General features: G+C 45.1%; 14 protein-coding genes and 2 tRNA genes. All 16 read right to left on the bottom strand.

What is annotated here, in order from left to right; all coding sequences use genetic code 11:
- Positions 1-241: 241 nt before the first annotated feature.
- The 16 genes from FJQ87_RS06530 to tpiA all read right to left on the bottom strand — a co-directional run bounded on the left by FJQ87_RS06530 (position 242) and on the right by tpiA (position 17,182).
- Positions 242-1,060: an outer membrane protein OmpK gene (locus FJQ87_RS06530; protein ID WP_140934014.1), complete on the bottom strand. Its 819-nt coding sequence runs from the start codon at positions 1,058-1,060 to the stop codon at positions 242-244.
- A gap of 257 nt (positions 1,061-1,317) precedes the next feature.
- Positions 1,318-2,571: a NupC/NupG family nucleoside CNT transporter gene (locus FJQ87_RS06525; RefSeq protein WP_140931693.1), complete on the bottom strand. Its 1,254-nt coding sequence runs from the start codon at positions 2,569-2,571 to the stop codon at positions 1,318-1,320.
- 177 nt (positions 2,572-2,748) lie between these two features.
- Positions 2,749-3,522: a TatD family hydrolase gene (locus FJQ87_RS06520; RefSeq protein WP_240778855.1), complete on the bottom strand. Its 774-nt coding sequence runs from the start codon at positions 3,520-3,522 to the stop codon at positions 2,749-2,751.
- A gap of 418 nt (positions 3,523-3,940) precedes the next feature.
- Positions 3,941-5,530, bottom strand: coding sequence for a peptide chain release factor 3 (gene prfC / locus FJQ87_RS06515; RefSeq protein ID WP_140931689.1), 1,590 nt, complete (start codon positions 5,528-5,530; stop codon positions 3,941-3,943).
- A gap of 232 nt (positions 5,531-5,762) precedes the next feature.
- Positions 5,763-6,704, bottom strand: coding sequence for a lipoprotein NlpI (gene nlpI, locus FJQ87_RS06510; RefSeq protein ID WP_140931687.1), 942 nt, complete (start codon positions 6,702-6,704; stop codon positions 5,763-5,765).
- Positions 6,705-6,860: 156 nt separating this feature from the next.
- The gene (gene pnp, locus FJQ87_RS06505) at positions 6,861-8,957 is read right to left on the bottom strand and encodes a polyribonucleotide nucleotidyltransferase (protein WP_140931685.1); all 2,097 of its coding nucleotides are present in this window, start codon (positions 8,955-8,957) and stop codon (positions 6,861-6,863) included.
- 218 nt (positions 8,958-9,175) lie between these two features.
- Positions 9,176-9,445: a 30S ribosomal protein S15 gene (gene rpsO / locus FJQ87_RS06500; protein WP_140931683.1), complete on the bottom strand. Its 270-nt coding sequence runs from the start codon at positions 9,443-9,445 to the stop codon at positions 9,176-9,178.
- Positions 9,446-9,541: 96 nt separating this feature from the next.
- Complete coding sequence (gene truB / locus FJQ87_RS06495) at positions 9,542-10,486, bottom strand: tRNA pseudouridine(55) synthase TruB (RefSeq protein WP_140931681.1); 945 nt, start codon at positions 10,484-10,486, stop codon at positions 9,542-9,544.
- Positions 10,486-10,893 carry a 30S ribosome-binding factor RbfA gene (gene rbfA, locus FJQ87_RS06490; protein WP_140931679.1) on the bottom strand — a complete coding sequence of 136 codons (408 nt, stop codon included), beginning with the start codon at positions 10,891-10,893 and terminating at the stop codon, positions 10,486-10,488. Before rbfA ends, truB begins: the two co-directional genes overlap by 1 nt.
- Positions 10,894-10,980: 87 nt before the next feature.
- Positions 10,981-13,647 carry a translation initiation factor IF-2 gene (infB, locus tag FJQ87_RS06485; protein ID WP_140931677.1) on the bottom strand — a complete coding sequence of 889 codons (2,667 nt, stop codon included), beginning with the start codon at positions 13,645-13,647 and terminating at the stop codon, positions 10,981-10,983.
- 23 nt (positions 13,648-13,670) lie between these two features.
- Complete coding sequence (gene nusA / locus FJQ87_RS06480; RefSeq protein WP_140931675.1) at positions 13,671-15,170, bottom strand: transcription termination factor NusA; 1,500 nt, start codon at positions 15,168-15,170, stop codon at positions 13,671-13,673.
- A 27-nt stretch (positions 15,171-15,197) separates the two neighbouring features.
- Positions 15,198-15,653, bottom strand: coding sequence for a ribosome maturation factor RimP (gene rimP, locus FJQ87_RS06475; protein ID WP_140931673.1), 456 nt, complete (start codon positions 15,651-15,653; stop codon positions 15,198-15,200).
- A gap of 164 nt (positions 15,654-15,817) precedes the next feature.
- Positions 15,818-15,894: transfer RNA gene (locus FJQ87_RS06470), tRNA-Met, on the bottom strand.
- An 81-nt stretch (positions 15,895-15,975) separates the two neighbouring features.
- Positions 15,976-16,062: transfer RNA gene (locus FJQ87_RS06465), tRNA-Leu, on the bottom strand.
- 10 nt (positions 16,063-16,072) lie between these two features.
- Entirely contained in the window at positions 16,073-16,396 is a 324-nt protein-coding gene (gene secG / locus FJQ87_RS06460; RefSeq protein ID WP_140931671.1) for a preprotein translocase subunit SecG, read from the bottom strand.
- 3 nt (positions 16,397-16,399) lie between these two features.
- Positions 16,400-17,182: a triose-phosphate isomerase gene (gene tpiA / locus FJQ87_RS06455; RefSeq protein ID WP_140931668.1), complete on the bottom strand. Its 783-nt coding sequence runs from the start codon at positions 17,180-17,182 to the stop codon at positions 16,400-16,402.
- Between the last annotated feature and the right edge of the window lie 97 nt (positions 17,183-17,279).

The following is a 17,279-nucleotide window of genomic DNA, read 5'->3' as shown; positions in this document are numbered from 1 at the left end:
ACCACGACTTGAATCCATGAAGACCGGAAGGGAGAGTCATACTCACACTGTATGTGTCTACCTTTCCGCGAAAAATCCGTTTTAGCGCGAGAAAAATATAAAGCTTACTTAAAATCAGTTAACTTAATTAAACCAGCTTTAAGTAAATTCTAACTAATCACTTTTTATGGGTTATTACTTTGCTTAGTGGTTGTTTCTGTTAGATAACGGGAGCTGCATTGGCAGCTCCCTCAAACAAGTCTTAGAACTTGTAAGTCGCTGCGAAGTAGTGAGCGAAACCTGTAGATTCAAAACCAGCTGAGTCTTTAATCAGGTATACATCGTTATAGGCTTTCAGGCCATAACCCAGAGCAAATTGCTCAGAGTGCCAGTACAGACCTAAGAAGGCTGCGCCACCTGAAGTTTGCTGTGATGAACCTTGGTATTCTTTATCAGCACCGAACTGATAATCAACATAACCCTGGAATGACACAAATGAACCGTTGTCAAAGTTATAGAAAGGCTTGAACCAGTTAGCCGAGAACTGATAACCATTCCAATCTTTGTTGTTCAAGTCATATAAACCATACAGGTTCATACTTGTTTTACCTAACCAAGGTACTTCAACGTCAGCACCGATACCCCAGAAAGAGTTGTTTACATAGCCAAATGTAGATCCAGCATCATAACCGCCACCCCAGTTGAACAGAGTAGAAAGGTACACTTCTTTAATTGGGCCAACAGACAAGTCCATACCAGTCAGAGCGTCTAAAGACACACGAGGCGCGAACTTCATGAACATTTTCGATTTGCCATCTTTATCACTAGATGGACGCTCTGTTGGGTTAAATACGTCAACATAACCATACAGGTCAAAAACACCTGAACGGCCGCCAAATTCCATTTCTAAATAATCGTGGTTGCTTCCACCAGGAAGCTCATTGTCTGCATACATGTAGTTGAACTGCATCCAGCTGTAATCACCAGCATGGATATCTTCACCGCGATCAGCAGCGAATGTAGGTGCAGACATAGCAGCGAGAGTAGTAGCAGCTAAGGCAAGAGTTTTAACTTTTTTCATCATCAACCCCATTTTTTGGTTTTATATGCTGTTTTCAGCAATTATTTTTAGCGTTCGCATTTTACCTGTCTCAATTGAAATCTCAACCAAAAAGAGAACAGTAAATTCTAAAATGTGAACAAAGCCTAGTAGTTGTTAACTTTTTGATTGCAAAAGACCGTGCGGCGCAGCTAAGTGCTGCTGCCAGTCTTATCTAATCAGGAAAATACGTTGGCAATCATTGAAATGTCCCAGCACAAGGCTGGGACATAGTGACATTACAGTGCTAAGAACAAGCCAGCTAATGTCGCGCTCATCAAGTTAGCTAAAGAACCGGCAATCACAGCACGGACGCCCATTTTAGCTAAGTCATGACGACGAGTTGGCGCCAGAGAACCTAAACCGCCGAGCAAGATGGCAATCGATGATAAGTTAGCAAAACCACACAGAGCGAAAGAAATAATCGCTTTGGTACGGTCAGACATCACTTCACCATTAATCAGCAATCCACCTTCAGCAACATCTTTCAGGTATGGAGCAAAGTTCAGGTAAGCCACGAATTCGTTAATAACGATCTTCTGACCAATGAATGAACCTGCAACCATAGCTTCATGCCAAGGCACACCGATTAAGAACGCCAGCGGCATAAATACATAACCCAGAATTAATTCTAAGGTCAGTTGCGGCATACCAAACCAGCTACCCACGCCACCTAACATGCCGTTGAGCATAGCAATTAAGCCTACGAAGGCTAACAGCATTGCGCCCACGTTCAGAGCTAAATGCATACCTGATGCAGCGCCAGCGGCAGCAGCATCTAATACGTTAGTAGGCTTATCAGGATCTTCTGGTAATTCATCCATTTCGTTGATGGTTTCAGCTGTTTGCGGATGCATTAACTTTGCCATCAACAAACCACCTGGAGCCGCCATGAATGATGCAGCTACCAGATATTCAATCGGTACGCCCATCTGCGCATAACCAGCCATTACTGAACCAGCGATAGACGCCAGACCACCCACCATTACGGCGAACAGTTCAGATTGAGTCATGGTTGGAATGAAAGGACGAATAACTAATGGAGCTTCAGTTTGACCAACGAAGATGTTGGCAGTCGCTGACATAGATTCGGTACGACTGGTGCCAAGAGCCTTCTGTAAGGCGCCACCAATAATACGAATAACCCATTGCATGATCCCTAAGTAATAAAGAACAGCAATCAGAGACGAGAAAAACACTATGATAGGTAATACGTTTACGGCAAAAATAAAGCCAACTTTAAAGTTGGCTAAATCACCGAAAAGGAAACCGATACCGTTTTGCGCATAACCAATAACGCTTGAAACGCCATTAGATAAGGTTTGCAGTACATCTTTACCAAATGGTACATACAGAACAAAACCACCGAAAGCTGCTTGAATAGCCAGTGCACCACCAACAGTACGAATGCTAATCGCTTTACGGTTGTTTGACAGCAGATAACCAATTGCAAGTAGAGTGACCACCCCTACCAAGCTCATCAGAATATTCATTAACCATCACCCTATTTGTTAACTTATTTTGTTTATGTTGTTAACCAACCTATTTCCGCGGCAAATTATATATGAGAAAAAAGTATAAATCGCCACTAAGATGAAAGTTTTGAAGTTTAATTTCAGTGTGTTAGCTAAAAACTAGGGGTTAATATTGCAGCGTTCAAATAAAAAGAACTATATGTCAAAGAGTTGAGTAGCATTCAAAAACAATTGTTCTCGAATTGAGACAGTTGTAGAAGTGTGCAGTTGCGCAATTTTTGTAATCACTTCAGGTAAGAGTAATGGTGTATTAAGCGCGCCGGGGACGAGTCCCATGGCTGGTGAATCGGTTTCTACCAGCATGCTTGTTAACGGTAATTGCGATACTAACGTTTGTAATTTCAGCGCATTGGGCCTCAGTAACAGCCCACCAATACCCAGTTTATAACCTAAGGCTATGTATTCACGAGCAAGCTCAATACTGCCAGAAAATCCGTGAATAACTCCGCCGCGCCTTAATTTGGCATTTTTTAACATCGGCAGTAACTGATGATGCGCCCTTACGCAGTGCACTATCACTGGTAATTTAAATTCCTGCGCCATAAGTAACTGTTTATCTAACCAAGGAATTTGGCTATCCAGTGACCCTTTAAGTTTATCGAGTCCTATTTCACCGATAGCGACCAGTTTGGCGCCTTGGGCTTTACAATTAGCGGCTAAACCTTGCTCAATTAGGCCATGCAACTGTTGGCATTGTAATTCAAGTTCACCTTGTACATACCAAGGGTGGATGCCTAAGGCATAAGGCCAGTGGTACTGGTTGGCAATGAGTATCTGTTGATGCCAATGCTGCGGTGATATACCGGGTAATAATACTCCTGTGATGCCAGCCGTTTGCATTTGCGCCGCCAAAGCTGCGCGCGAGTTATCAAATTCGCTGACATCAAGATGGGCATGAGTGTCAAACATCACTTAGTTTCACCTTTGGACTTATCATTGAGTTACACCATTAGGCTTTGCGCATGGCTTGTTGTTAATTAGGTCGTTTGATGATAGCGCCGTCAATTCTTAATCCTAAGCAATTAACACTTAATCTTTGTACGCTTTGACACTTTTATCATTTCGCTTGACTGATACATCTACTGGTTCACTACTATAAGGCACGCAAGAGCGTTTATTTTCAAGGGTTAGACCCATGCGATCACACCAAGAGATATATCTGTGCCAGCCTTGTTTTATCATTTTTAGCATAAGTGCATCCTTTGCATTTAATTCTTAGTCATGTACCACTGTGTTTTATTCTGCATTAGTGTTATCCCAACTTGCGTGAGATACCACAAAAAAGCGACCCTAAGGTCGCTTTTTAAAGAAATTACTAATCGCGTGATTAGTTTTCGCGAGTCTTAGCGAACACTACATCAGGATAGCGCTCCATCGACAGGTTCAAGTTAACCATAGTCGGCGCCACATAAGTTAAATTGTCACCGCCATCTAAGGCTAAGTTCGTACTGCACTTACGGCTGAACTCATCAAGCTTGCGCTCGTCCTTGCAATATACCCAGCGCGCGGTTGATACGTTTATGCCTTCGTAAATCGCTTCCACGTTATATTCAGATTTTAAGCGAGCAACAACCACTTCAAACTGCAGCACGCCCACAGCGCCAACAATTAAATCATTGTTGTCTAGTGGTCTAAATACCTGCACCGCACCTTCTTCAGCCAATTGCACTAAGCCTTTGAGCAATTGCTTTTGCTTTAATGGATCTTTTAAGCGAATGCGGCGGAACATTTCTGGCGCAAAGTTTGGAATACCGGTGAATTTTAAGTCTTCACCTTGTGTAAAAGTATCACCAATACGAATAGTGCCATGGTTATGTAAACCAATAATATCACCCGCGTAAGCTTCTGCTGCACGCTCACGATCGCCGGCCATAAAGGTCACAGCATCAGAAATGCTTACCGTCTTACCAATGCGAACATGCTTAAGCTTCATGCCTTGGGTATATTTACCCGACACTATGCGCATAAAGGCAATACGGTCACGGTGCTTTGGATCCATGTTGGCTTGAATTTTAAATACAAAGCCAGTGAACTTATCATCAGATGCTTCAACTTCACGGGCATCAGTCGCACGCGGCATAGGCGCTGGCGCCCAAGCCACTAAACCGTCAAGCATATGATCAACACCAAAGTTACCTAATGCGGTACCAAAGAATACTGGCGTTAATTCACCGCTTAAAAATAACTCAAGATCGAATTCATTCGAAGCGCCAGTCACCAGCTCAAGCTCTTCGCGCAAGGTTTCAGCTAAGTCAGAGCCGACAGCGACATCGAGCTCTGGATTATCAATACCTTTGATAATACGCACGTCTTGGATCGTATGACCATGACCAGTTTGATACAAAATCGTCTCTTGGCGATGAATGTGGTACACGCCTTTAAACGATTTACCACAACCAATAGGCCAAGTGATGGGCGCGCACATCATGTTTAATTCAGTTTCAACTTCATCCAACACTTCCATTGGATCGCGAATATCACGGTCCAACTTGTTCATGAACGTTAAAATTGGCGTGTCACGCAAGCGAGTAACTTCCATCAGCTTACGAGTTCGGTCTTCCACACCTTTAGCCGCATCAATTACCATCAAGCACGAGTCCACCGCGGTCAGAGTACGATAAGTATCTTCCGAGAAATCTTCGTGGCCTGGAGTATCGAGTAAGTTAACTAAGCTATCGCCATAGGGAAACTGCATCACAGACGTGGTCACAGAAATACCACGTTCCTTTTCCATTTCCATCCAGTCAGATTTTGCGTGTTGGTTTGAACCACGACCTTTCACTGTACCTGCAGTTTGAATAGCACGCCCGTGCAATAACACTTTTTCAGTGATAGTAGTCTTACCGGCATCGGGGTGGGAAATGATCGCGAACGTCCGCCGTAAGGCGACTTCGGTAGCTAAAGCTGAGTTTGACATCGATTAAAATCTTCTCGTAAAGGGTTTTGCACGCATTATCAGCGCCAAAAAATACAGATTTACGGCGGCTAATATGCAAGTGAACAACAATTGGGGACTATTTTCGCTGATCTGCGCCCGTTTAACAATCTATGCTTGGCTTAGGTGCTGCGATAGCGGCGGATAATGTCAATAAAAGCGTATAAACAAAAAGCGAGTGACTAGTTCACTCGCTTTTTCACCCTCAAAAAACTTAAGCTTCCGGGGGCTGCGGCGCAACTTCAAGGGGTTGCACAGCGTCAACACCGCTTGATGCCAATACCTTCTGGATTAAGCCTAATTCCATACGTGCGTATCTATGTTCAACAAAATCATAAATATTGGTCGCAAGCGAGAGACGCAAATAGTTGGCGGCCTTGTCATATTGCTGACTGTCTATGGCTTGCTTGGCTAAATAAAAGTAAGCCTCACATAAACGCTGCGCATATTCCCGCGGCGAGGTTAGACCTGCTTTTGCAGCCTCAAATACTTGGGCTTCCGTGACTTTTCCTAAATAGAAATCCACTAACACACTGGCCCAAGTACCCTCTTCAATCGCACCGCGATTTTGCGCCAAAGTTTGCTTGGCTAGTACTGGATCTGTCGCCGTTTGAATTAAATACAGCCATAAAATTCGGTAAGGGTCACTTGGCTGGCGCGCGACAAAGGCTTGTAAATCTTGCTCAGCTAACTTATCACGCCCAGCGTAATGCAAGGCAATACCGCGGTTTAAATAGGCATAATCATAACTTGGCGCGAGTTCTAGCACGCCATCAAAGGCTTCGAACGCACTGGCATACTCACCCTCTTGGGTATAATAAATCCCTAAAAAATTATAGGCATCAGCGAGATCTGGCTGAATTTTTAAGGCTTCATGAAAATCTATTCGGCCAAGTAAGCGTAAACCGACACTGTCATATAATACGCCGCGTTCATAAAGGAAGCGCGCACGCTGCACCGCAGTTAATTCTACTGTACTTAAAATTTCGTTAAGCTTAGCAAGTGTCACTTCTTGTTCATATACGGGAAGGGGCGGCACTATTTGCAAGCGGCCTTCAGCAGCTTCCATCGGGCCAAAATGAGTAGAAGCACAACCGCCACTGGTAGCAGCAACCACCACTAAAACTAATGCTTTCAACTGCGAAGTAAATTTCATCCTTATCGCCCTTTCGTCCCATCATGACTAATAATGATTTCAATCATAGCAAGCACGGCTCAAAGGAGCTATCTATTCATTAGGTTATCCATGGTAACCTCGTGAAGCACCCAAAAAAAAGAGACCCGCAGGTCTCTTTTTATATCAATCTAGCATTTAAGCTTCAGCAGCTGGTGCTTTAGCTTCTTTGATTGATAAGCGAACGCGACCTTGACGGTCAACTTCCATCACTTTCACATCAACTTCTTGGTTCAATTGCAGGTGATCAGATACGTTAGCCACACGCTCATCACTGATTTGTGAAATGTGTACTAAACCATCTTTACCTGGCAGGATGTTAACAAACGCACCGAAATCAACGATACGGATAACCTTACCCTTATAAACACGACCGACTTCAACTTCAGAAGTGATTTCTTCGATACGGCGGATAGCTTCTTGAGTCGCTTCGCTGTTAGAAGAGGCAATTTTCACAGTGCCGTCATCTTCAAGTTCAATGGTGGTACCAGTTTCTTCGGTCAGTGCACGAATAGTGGCGCCGCCTTTACCGATAACATCACGGATCTTTTCTGGGTTAATTTTGATTGTAGTGATGCGTGGTGCATGATCAGAGATATCATCACGAGCTGAACCAATGGCTTGATCCATAACGTTCAGGATATGTACACGCGCGCCATAGGCTTGCTGCAGTGCAATTTCCATGATTTCTTTAGTGATACCTTCGATTTTGATATCCATCTGCAGAGCAGTAATACCATCGCGAGTACCAGCAACTTTAAAGTCCATGTCACCTAAGTGATCTTCATCACCTAAGATGTCTGACAGTACAACAAAGTCATCGCCTTCTTTAACCAGACCCATGGCAATACCTGCCACAGAGGTCTTGATAGGTACACCAGCATCCATCAGAGCCAGAGAAGTACCACACACAGAAGCCATAGAGCTTGAACCGTTAGATTCAGTGATTTCAGATACTACGCGTACTGAATATGGGAATTCAGCGGCTGATGGCATAACAGCGTTAATACCGCGCCATGCTAACTTACCATGGCCGATTTCGCGGCGCTTAGGTGAGCCAACCATACCAGTTTCACCCACTGAGTACGGAGGAAAGTTATAGTGCAGCATAAAGCGATTAGTACGCTCGCCCATGATGCTATCAATCTTCTGGGCATCACGCTCAGTACCTAAAGTACAAGTCACTAACGCTTGAGTTTCACCACGAGTAAACAGGGCAGAACCGTGAGTACGTGGTAATACGCCAGCCATTACGCTCAGTGCACGAACCATGTCTGGTTCACGGCCATCGATACGTGGGTTACCAGCAATAATGCGGCCACGAACAACTTTCTTCTCTAAACTACCTAACAGCTCTTCCAATTCACGAACGTTCAGTTCTGGTTGAGTTTCCAGTAATTTAGCGATAGCAGCTTGCTTAACCACAGACACTTGATCTTGACGCTCAAGCTTAGTGATGATCTGATAAGCAGCAGTCAGACCTTCTTCAGCCAGCTCTTTAATTTGAGCAACTAATTGCGCATCTTTAACAGGTGCAGACCAGTTCCAAGCAGGCTTGCCAGCTTCAGCTTTAAATTCATTGATGGCGTTAACAACAACTTGCTGTTGATCATGACCATAAACTACTGCGCCTAACATCACTTCTTCAGGCAGAGCATTAGCTTCAGATTCAACCATCAATACAGCAGCTTCAGTACCAGCAACAACCAAGTTTAATTGGCTCTCAACCAGCTGCTCAGCACCTGGGTTCAGCAGGTATTCACCATTGCTATAACCAACGCGCGCTGCGCCTAATGGACCGCTGAATGGAATACCAGAAATAGCCAATGCAGCAGAAGTACCGATCATAGAAACGATATCTGGCTCAATCTGTGGATCAACAGAAACTACAGTGATGATAACCTGAACTTCGTTAACAAAACCTTTAGGGAACAAAGGACGGATTGGACGATCGATTAAACGTGCAATCAGTGTCTCATCTTCAGATGGACGACCTTCACGCTTAAAGAAACCACCAGGAATCTTACCGGCTGCGTAAGTTTTTTCCTGATAGTTAACAGTCAAAGGAAAAAAGTCACGACCAGGATCTGCTTGTTTCTTACCCACTACAGTTACTAAAACTGTGGTGTCGCCCATACTGGCTAAAACGGCGGCATCCGCTTGACGTGCAATAACACCTGTTTCCAGGGTGACTGTATGTTGACCATACTCAAAACTTTTTACGATAGGATTCACGTGACCCATTCCTTAATTTAATGACCTTAATTACGCGCGTAAGTATACTGCAATATCTGGCACCAGATAAAGAGGGCAAGGGTCTCCATTATGAGACTATTTATTGATTGTCAGCCTTACGCACCAAAAAACAGGCAATAAAAAAGGAGGCTAAGCCTCCTTATTTACCTCAATGAGGCCGATTAAAAACCAGCCACACTAAGTAGGCAAACGCCGTATTAGCGACGCAGACCTAAACGCTTGATCAGGTCAGCATAGCGAACTACGTCGGTACGCTTCAGGTAAGCTAACAGCTTACGACGAGCGCTAACCATACGCAGCAGACCACGACGTGAGTGGTGATCATGGATGTGCTCTTTGAAGTGACCTTGCAGGTGGTTGATCTGTGCAGTTAACAGAGCAACTTGAACTTCAGTAGAACCTGTGTCGTTTTCACAACGGGCAAATTCAGCAACGATTTTAGCTTTTGCTTCAACGCTTAGTGACATGTTTGTCTCCAAAAAATAAATAATAAACCTTAGCCGATCACTAACTCAGCCAAGGGGAGCGGTATTTTAGCCAGAATATAGCCAAGGCGCAATAGCTTAATCAGCGCTTTGGAAGACCACTAGACGCTTAGGCGCTAATAATCCGGCAGGATTCAATTGGCCAATACCGACAAAACGCGCAGGTTCCCCTAAGGTAATCCGCACTAACGTATCTGCTGGTACATTAGGCACTGATACTGGGTTGCCATTCATTAAGAATTCAACAGACTCAGCAGGTACATGTACTACAGGAAAATTGGCTACCGCGGTATCCATTGGCAACAGCAAAGGATCTAATAAGCTTGCTGCTTCCAACTCTTGTTCAGCCGCATTATCTACTAAGGCTTGCAACTGCTCTAACGTCACCATCTTTTCATAAGGATAGTCGGCAACTTTAGTGCGACGCAGCATAATCACATGCGCGCCACAGCCTAGCATTTCACCTAAATCATCAGTAATAGTGCGAATATAAGTGCCCTTAGAACAATGAATATCTAAGGTTAACTCATCGCCTTCTAAGCTCACAAAATTAAGCTCATAGACTGTGATTGGACGGGCTTCGCGCGGAACTTCTTTACCTTCGCGAGCATACTTATATAAAGGTTGCCCTTGATATTTAAGCGCCGAAAACATTGACGGTACTTGCATGGTCTCGCCACGAAAATACTCTAATGCTTGCTGTAATTGCTCGTCAGTAAAGTTAAGCGGACGCTCTTGCACCACCTCACCATCAGAATCGCTGGTATCGGTGCGGACTCCAAGCTTAGCTGTGACTAAGTAACGTTTATCGGCATCAAGCAGATGCGATGAAAACTTAGTTGCCTCGCCCAAGCAAACCGGCAGCATGCCGGTGGCTAATGGATCTAATGCGCCGGTGTGACCCGCTTTAGCCGCGCCATACATACGCTTTACACGCTGCAAGGCATGATTAGAGCTCATGCCAGTTGGCTTATCAAGCAGCACTATGCCATCAATAAACCGACCTTTAGGACGACGCGCCATTAGGACTCCTTAGAATCGTCTTCGCGAGTACCGTGCTCTTTCTGCTTCTGCTCATCATCACGGATGATTTTACTCACTAGGTTAGACATACGCATGCCTTCAACCAGCGAGCTATCATAAATAAAGCGCAGTTGTGGCATTACGCGCAATTTCATGCGGCCAGCCACTAAGGTACGAATATAAGGCGCTGCAACATCTAAAGCTGACAGTTTATCAGCAATGACAGCATCATCTTCTTCAAAGAAAGTCACATAGACTTTGGCATAACTCAAATCACGCGATACTTCAACGTCATTCACAGTGATCATGCCAACACGCGGATCTTTCATGTCCCGCTGCAGTACCTGAGCCAGCTCTTGTTGCAATTGCTGACCGATACGACGGGTACGACTAAATTCTTTTGCCATAATAATCACCAAAGGGCGGTATGCCGCATCTGATTGATACACAAGTACCAAATAGACCGCACCCGCCCTTTATCAATTCAAATTAGATTAAAGTGTGCGTGCCACTTCAATGGTTTCGAATACTTCGATCTGGTCACCAGCACGAACGTCATTATAGTTCTTAACGCCGATACCACATTCCATGCCGTTACGAACTTCAGCCATGTCATCTTTAAAGCGACGCAGAGATTCCAGTTCACCTTCGTAGATAACCACGTTATCACGCAGTACACGAATAGGAGCGCTACGCTTAACGATACCTTCAGTCACCATACAACCGGCGATAGCGCCAAGTTTAGGAGACTTAAATACGTCACGAACTTCAGCCAGACCAATGATCTGTTGCTTGAATTCTGGCGCTAACATACCAGTCATTGCCGCACGAACTTCATCAATCAGGTCGTAAATTACGCTGTAGTAACGTAAATCAACGCTTTCTGATTCAATGGTCTTACGCGCTTGTGCATCGGCACGAACGTTAAAGCCCATCATGATGGCGTTTGATGCTGCAGCTAAGGTTGCATCAGTTTCAGACAGAGCACCAACACCACGAGCGATGATGTTAACTTTAACTTCATCAGTCGACAGCTTAGTCAGTGAGTCACAGATAGCTTCCAGAGAGCCTTGAACATCAGCCTTAAGCACGATATTCAGTTCCTGAACTTCGCCTTCAACCATGTTAGCAAACATGTTTTCAAGCTTAGATTTCTGCTGACGAGCCAGCTTAACGTCGCGGAACTTACCTTGACGATACAGGGCTACTTCACGGGCTTTACGCTCGTCACGAACAACAGTCGCTTCATCACCAGCTTTTGGCACACCAGACAGACCTAAGATCTCAACTGGGATAGATGGGCCGGCTTCAGTGATTGGGTTACCGTTCTCATCTTTCATGGCACGGATTTTACCGTATTCTAAGCCACACAGAACGATATCGCCTTGACGTAAAGTACCTTCTTGAACCAAGACAGTAGCAACTGGGCCACGACCTTTATCCAATTTAGATTCAACAACTACGCCTGCTGCCATACCTTCGCGAACTGCTTTCAGTTCCAGTACTTCAGCTTGCAGTAAGATGGCTTCTAACAGTTCGTCAACACCAGTACCCGCTTTAGCAGATACGTGAACGAACATGTTTTCTCCACCCCAATCTTCTGACATTACATTGTGCTGTGACAATTCAGTCTTAACGCGATCCGGATCAGCTTCTGGCTTATCCATCTTGTTAACGGCCACGATTAACGGCACGTTACCAGCTTTAGCGTGTTGAATCGCTTCGATGGTTTGCGGCATTACGCCATCATCGGCAGCAACAACCAGAATAACGATATCGGTCGCTTTAGCACCACGAGCACGCATAGCGGTAAACGCGGCGTGACCAGGAGTATCTAAGAAGGTGATCATGCCATTGTCGGTTTCAACATGGTATGCACCGATATGCTGAGTAATACCACCGGCTTCGCCAGCAGCTACTTTTGCACGACGGATATAGTCAAGTAATGACGTCTTACCGTGGTCAACGTGACCCATGATGGTCACTACTGGAGCGCGCGGCTCAAGAGCAACATCACCGTCACGGTCAGCCAGAACCTGATGCTCAAGTTCGTTTTCGCGTAACAAGATTACTTTGTGGCCTAACTCTTCAGCGACCATTTGGGCAGTTTCTTGATCAAGCACTTGGTTGATGGTAACCATAGTGCCCATCTTCATCATTTGCTTGATGATTTCAGTCGCTTTGATAGCCATCTTCTGGGCTAATTCAGCCACAGACACAGTTTCGCCAAGGCGGACTTCGCGGTTAACCGCAACCACTGGCTTGTTGAAACCATGAGCCATAGATTTAGGCGCACTACTGCGGTTCTTCATATGACGCTCACGACCGTCACGCGCATCTTTACCGCCACGCTTTTTAGCTGCCGGTTTGTTGCGACTACGACGTCCGCGCTTTTCTTCGTCCATATCAACTGTATCTTCAGCTGCACGAGCAACGACAGAAGTAGTAATATGGTGATCGCCGTTTTTCTCTGCTTCTAAACGTAAACGTTCTTCATCATCCCAACGTTTTGCATTTTCTTCGGCTAAGCGACGAGCTTCTTCAGCGGCTTTTGCGGCTTTTTCGTCAGCTTTGCTTTTGGCCAGTGCTTCTTGGGCCGATTTAATTTTTTCTTGTTCCAAACGGGCTGTTCTCGCTTCTGTTGTTTCTGCACCAACTTTAGTAGTTGATGGGGCTTGAGCTTGAGAAGTTTTCTCAGCTTTAGCCTTAGCTTCTGCAGCGGCTTTATCAGCGGCAGCTTTAGTCTTAGCTTCTGCCTCTACTTTTGCCTTGGCATCTGCGTCTGCTTTAGCCTTAGCCTCTGCTTCTACTTTTGCCTTAACCTCAGCTTCTGCACGAGCTTGTGCTTCTGCTGCTATCGCTGCCTCATCACGCTTAACGAATGTCCGTGTCTTACGTACTTCTACTTTAACATCTTTTGACTGCCCACCGTTACCAGCAACACTCAAAGTTTGTACAGTTTTACGCTGTAATGTCATCTTAGTAGGCACGGCGTCGCCACCGTGTTGTTTTTTAAGGTAATCCAGTAACTGCTGCTTTTCTTGCTCAGAGACAGTATCACCATTAACTTTTTTCACACCTGCGGCTGAAAATTGTTCAATCAAACGATCGACGCTTTTTCCAACTTCAGTTGCGAGTTTCTCGACTGTTGTTCCTGACATCAGTTTATCCCCCTGTTGATCGACTAGGCTTCTTCGCCAAACCAACAGATGTTACGGGCAGCCATGATCAGCTCTCCCGCTTTTTCTTCTGTCAATTCTTCAATCTCGATCAAATCATCAATGCCTTGTTCGGCTAAATCTTCTAACGTCACGATCCCACGGCTTGCAAAAACAAACGCGAGGTGACGATCCATTCCGGCCAACGCAAGTAAATCATCACTTGGTTCTGCCCCATCCAATGCTTCTTCAGAAGCTAATGCTCTGGTAGAAATCGCTGCTTTCGCTCGCTCACGCAAGGCTTCAACAATGTCTTCATCCAAACCATCAACGGCCAATAATTCAGTTACCGGCACGTAAGCAATTTCTTCTAATGAAGTGAAACCTTCATCAGCAAGCACCTGTGCGAAATCAGTATCAATCTCTAACGAGTTAACGAACAGATTAACAACTTTAGCACTTTCAGCCTGATGCTTGGCATTCATATCAGCCACAGTCATCACGTTTAATTCCCAGCCAGTTAACTGGGCGGCTAAACGTACGTTTTGGCCGCTACGACCAATGGCTTGTGCTAATGAGTCAGCTTCAACGGCGATATCCATTGAGTGGTTATCTTCATCAACAATGATGGATGCCACATCAGCAGGAGCCATAGCGTTAATCACATACTGAGCAGGATTATCATCCCACATGATGATATCCACACGCTCGCCACCTAATTCATTCGATACGGCTTGTACACGTGCGCCACGCATACCAACACAAGCACCGATAGGGTCGATACGACGATCATTTGACTTCACAGCAATCTTAGCGCGACTACCTGGATCACGAGCTGCGCCCATGATTTCGATCATCTCGTCAGCAATTTCAGGTACTTCAACACGGAACAGTTCAATCAACATCTCCGGCTTAGTACGAGTTAAGAATAACTGAGCGCCGCGAGCTTCAGGACGTACTGAGTACAATAATGCACGTACGCGATCGCCTGGGCGGAAACTTTCACGGCTGATTAAATCTTCTTTGTACAATACGCCATCAGCGTTACTGCCCAAATCAACCACTACGCTGTCACGATTGCTCTTCTTTACTACACCAGTGATCAGCTCGCCTTCTTTATCAGCAAACTGTTCAACGACTTGAGCGCGCTCAGCTTCACGTACTTTTTGTACGATAACTTGCTTAGCGGTTTGGGTAGTGATGCGATCAAATACAACTGATTCGATTTCATCTTCAATGAAAGCACCAATTTCGATGCCTGGCTCTTCGTATCGAGCGGCTTCAAGAGTGATTTCACGGAATGGGTTTTCTAATGCTTGACCTTGATCGTCAACAACCTGCCAGCGACGGAAAGTTTCATACGCACCGGTTTTGCGGTCAATAGCAACACGAACTTCGATATCGCCTTCATACTTCTTTTTGGTCGCAGTCGCTAAGGCAATTTCTAACGCTTCAAAAATTTTCTCACGCGGAACTGCTTTCTCATTGGACACTGCTTCAGCGACCAGCAAAATTTCTTTATTCATGATCTTGCCTCGTTCACCTTGAAACTATCAAAACTTAGCGATTAAGTTGCCTTTGCGAATATTATCGATAGCAACCAATTTATCATTACCATCAACAGTTAAGGTCAACATTTGACCATCAACTTTAGTGATAACACCTTTCAGATTTCGACTGCCGTCAACCGGCATAGTCAATTGAACTTTCGCATCTTCCCCAAGATAAACACCATATTGCTCGGCATTGAACAGAGGTCGATCGACACCTGGAGAGGAAACTTCCAAGGTATATTCATGTGTAATTGGGTCCTCGACATCCATGATGGCACTGATCTGGCGACTGGCAGCTGCGCAATCTTCAACATTTATGCCGTTATCGCTGTCGATGTACACCCGTAATGTGGAATGTTTACCCGCTTGCAGGTATTCGATGCCCCACAGCTGAAAACCCAGAGCCGCCACTGCTGGCAGTAACATCTCGGTTAGTTTGGATTCTAGTGTTGCCAAGGTAACCCCCAAAAAACAAAAAAAGGGCTAATAAGCCCCAGTATTACGCCGTATTCCGGCCAATTTAAAAGTCACAAATAACAAAAAACCCCGTAATCACGAGGTCATTGACATAAGAACCTATAAACAGTTACGTCCAAATTAATGAAACGTCACTGGGAGTTTGGTTGCGGGGGCCGGATTTGAACCGACGACCTTCGGGTTATGAGCCCGACGAGCTACCATGCTGCTCCACCCCGCGTCCGAAAACTGCAGCAAGTATACGGTTGATTCCGTTTACTTGCAATATCTGAGTAAATAAAACGCGATATTTACTCAAATTTGGTGCCGAGAGCGGGACTTGAACCCGCACGACCGTTAGGTCACAGCCACCTCAAGGCTGCGCGTCTACCAATTCCACCACCTCGGCGAACTTGCTATCAATCAGGAATCTTATCCTGTGATTGAGTTACTGGCTGTTCAACTTGAACAGGCGCAGTTGAAATACTTTTCCAGCTATCATCAACTTTCGCTGAGTTTGCACTCAAATTGCCGATGATTAAGCTTAATGCAAAGAAGCTAATTGCTAATATTGCAGTGGTTCGAGTCAGGAAGTTACCTGAGCCATTTGAACCAAATAAGGTTCCTGAAGCACCGGCACCAAATGATGCGCCCATGTCAGCCCCTTTACCTTGCTGGATTAAAATCAAGCCGATTAAGGCAAGTGAAACCAACAAGTAAACAACCATTAATACATTAAACATATTTTATGCGCTCATCGCTATGGAACACAGGGTTAAAAACTCAGCCGAGTTTAAACTGGCACCACCAATCAGTCCACCATCAACATCAGGCTGTGCGAAAATATCTGCCGCATTGGCTGGAGTCACACTACCACCGTAGAGGATTCGAATATTTTCCCCAATATAGGGAGACACTTCAGAAAGTCGCTTACGAATAAACGCATGTACTTCCTGGGCCTGCTCTGGTGTCGCACTTTTACCAGTTCCTACTGCCCAAAGTGGCTCGTAGGCGATAATCGCATTATCAAACGCCATAGTGCCATTTTTTTCAATGACCACATCCAACTCTTCAGCAATGACTTCAAATGTCCGTCTTGCTTCGCGGGCTGGACCTGACTCACCAACACAAAGTATCGGGGTCAAACCATGTCGCTGTGCTGCTGCAAACTTATCTGCAACTATATCACTGGTTTCGCCGTACATTCTACGACGTTCAGAATGACCGATAATAACATATCGGCATCCGGCATCTGCAAGCATCTGCCCGGAAACTTCACCTGTATAAGCACCAAATTGATGCTGACTCAAGTTCTGAGCTCCCATTCTGACTAAGCTGCCGCTTAAGGCCTCTTTATTTTGTTCCATCAACCGCTTTACACTTTCCAGGTAAATGGCTGGGGGACATAGGACTACCTCAGCTGAATCGTCCTTTATTTTGCGAGCAAACTTACTGAATAAATCTTGTGCCAATTCCGCACTACCATTCATTTTCCAGTTGCCTGCAACCATGGGGCGTCTGAGTGCCATCTCTGTCTCCTCTGAAAGCGGGAGAGATAATAACTAACAGCTAAGTAAGTTACAATACCCAAACCCACAAAAATTCGCTAAGTTAGTGCGAGTGCTC

It is taken from the genome of Shewanella sp. SNU WT4 (assembly GCF_006494715.1).
Taxonomy (GTDB): Bacteria; Pseudomonadota; Gammaproteobacteria; order Enterobacterales; family Shewanellaceae; genus Shewanella.
Note: the sequence above shows the minus strand (reverse complement) of the source record. Positions and strands in the feature narration are given on the sequence as shown.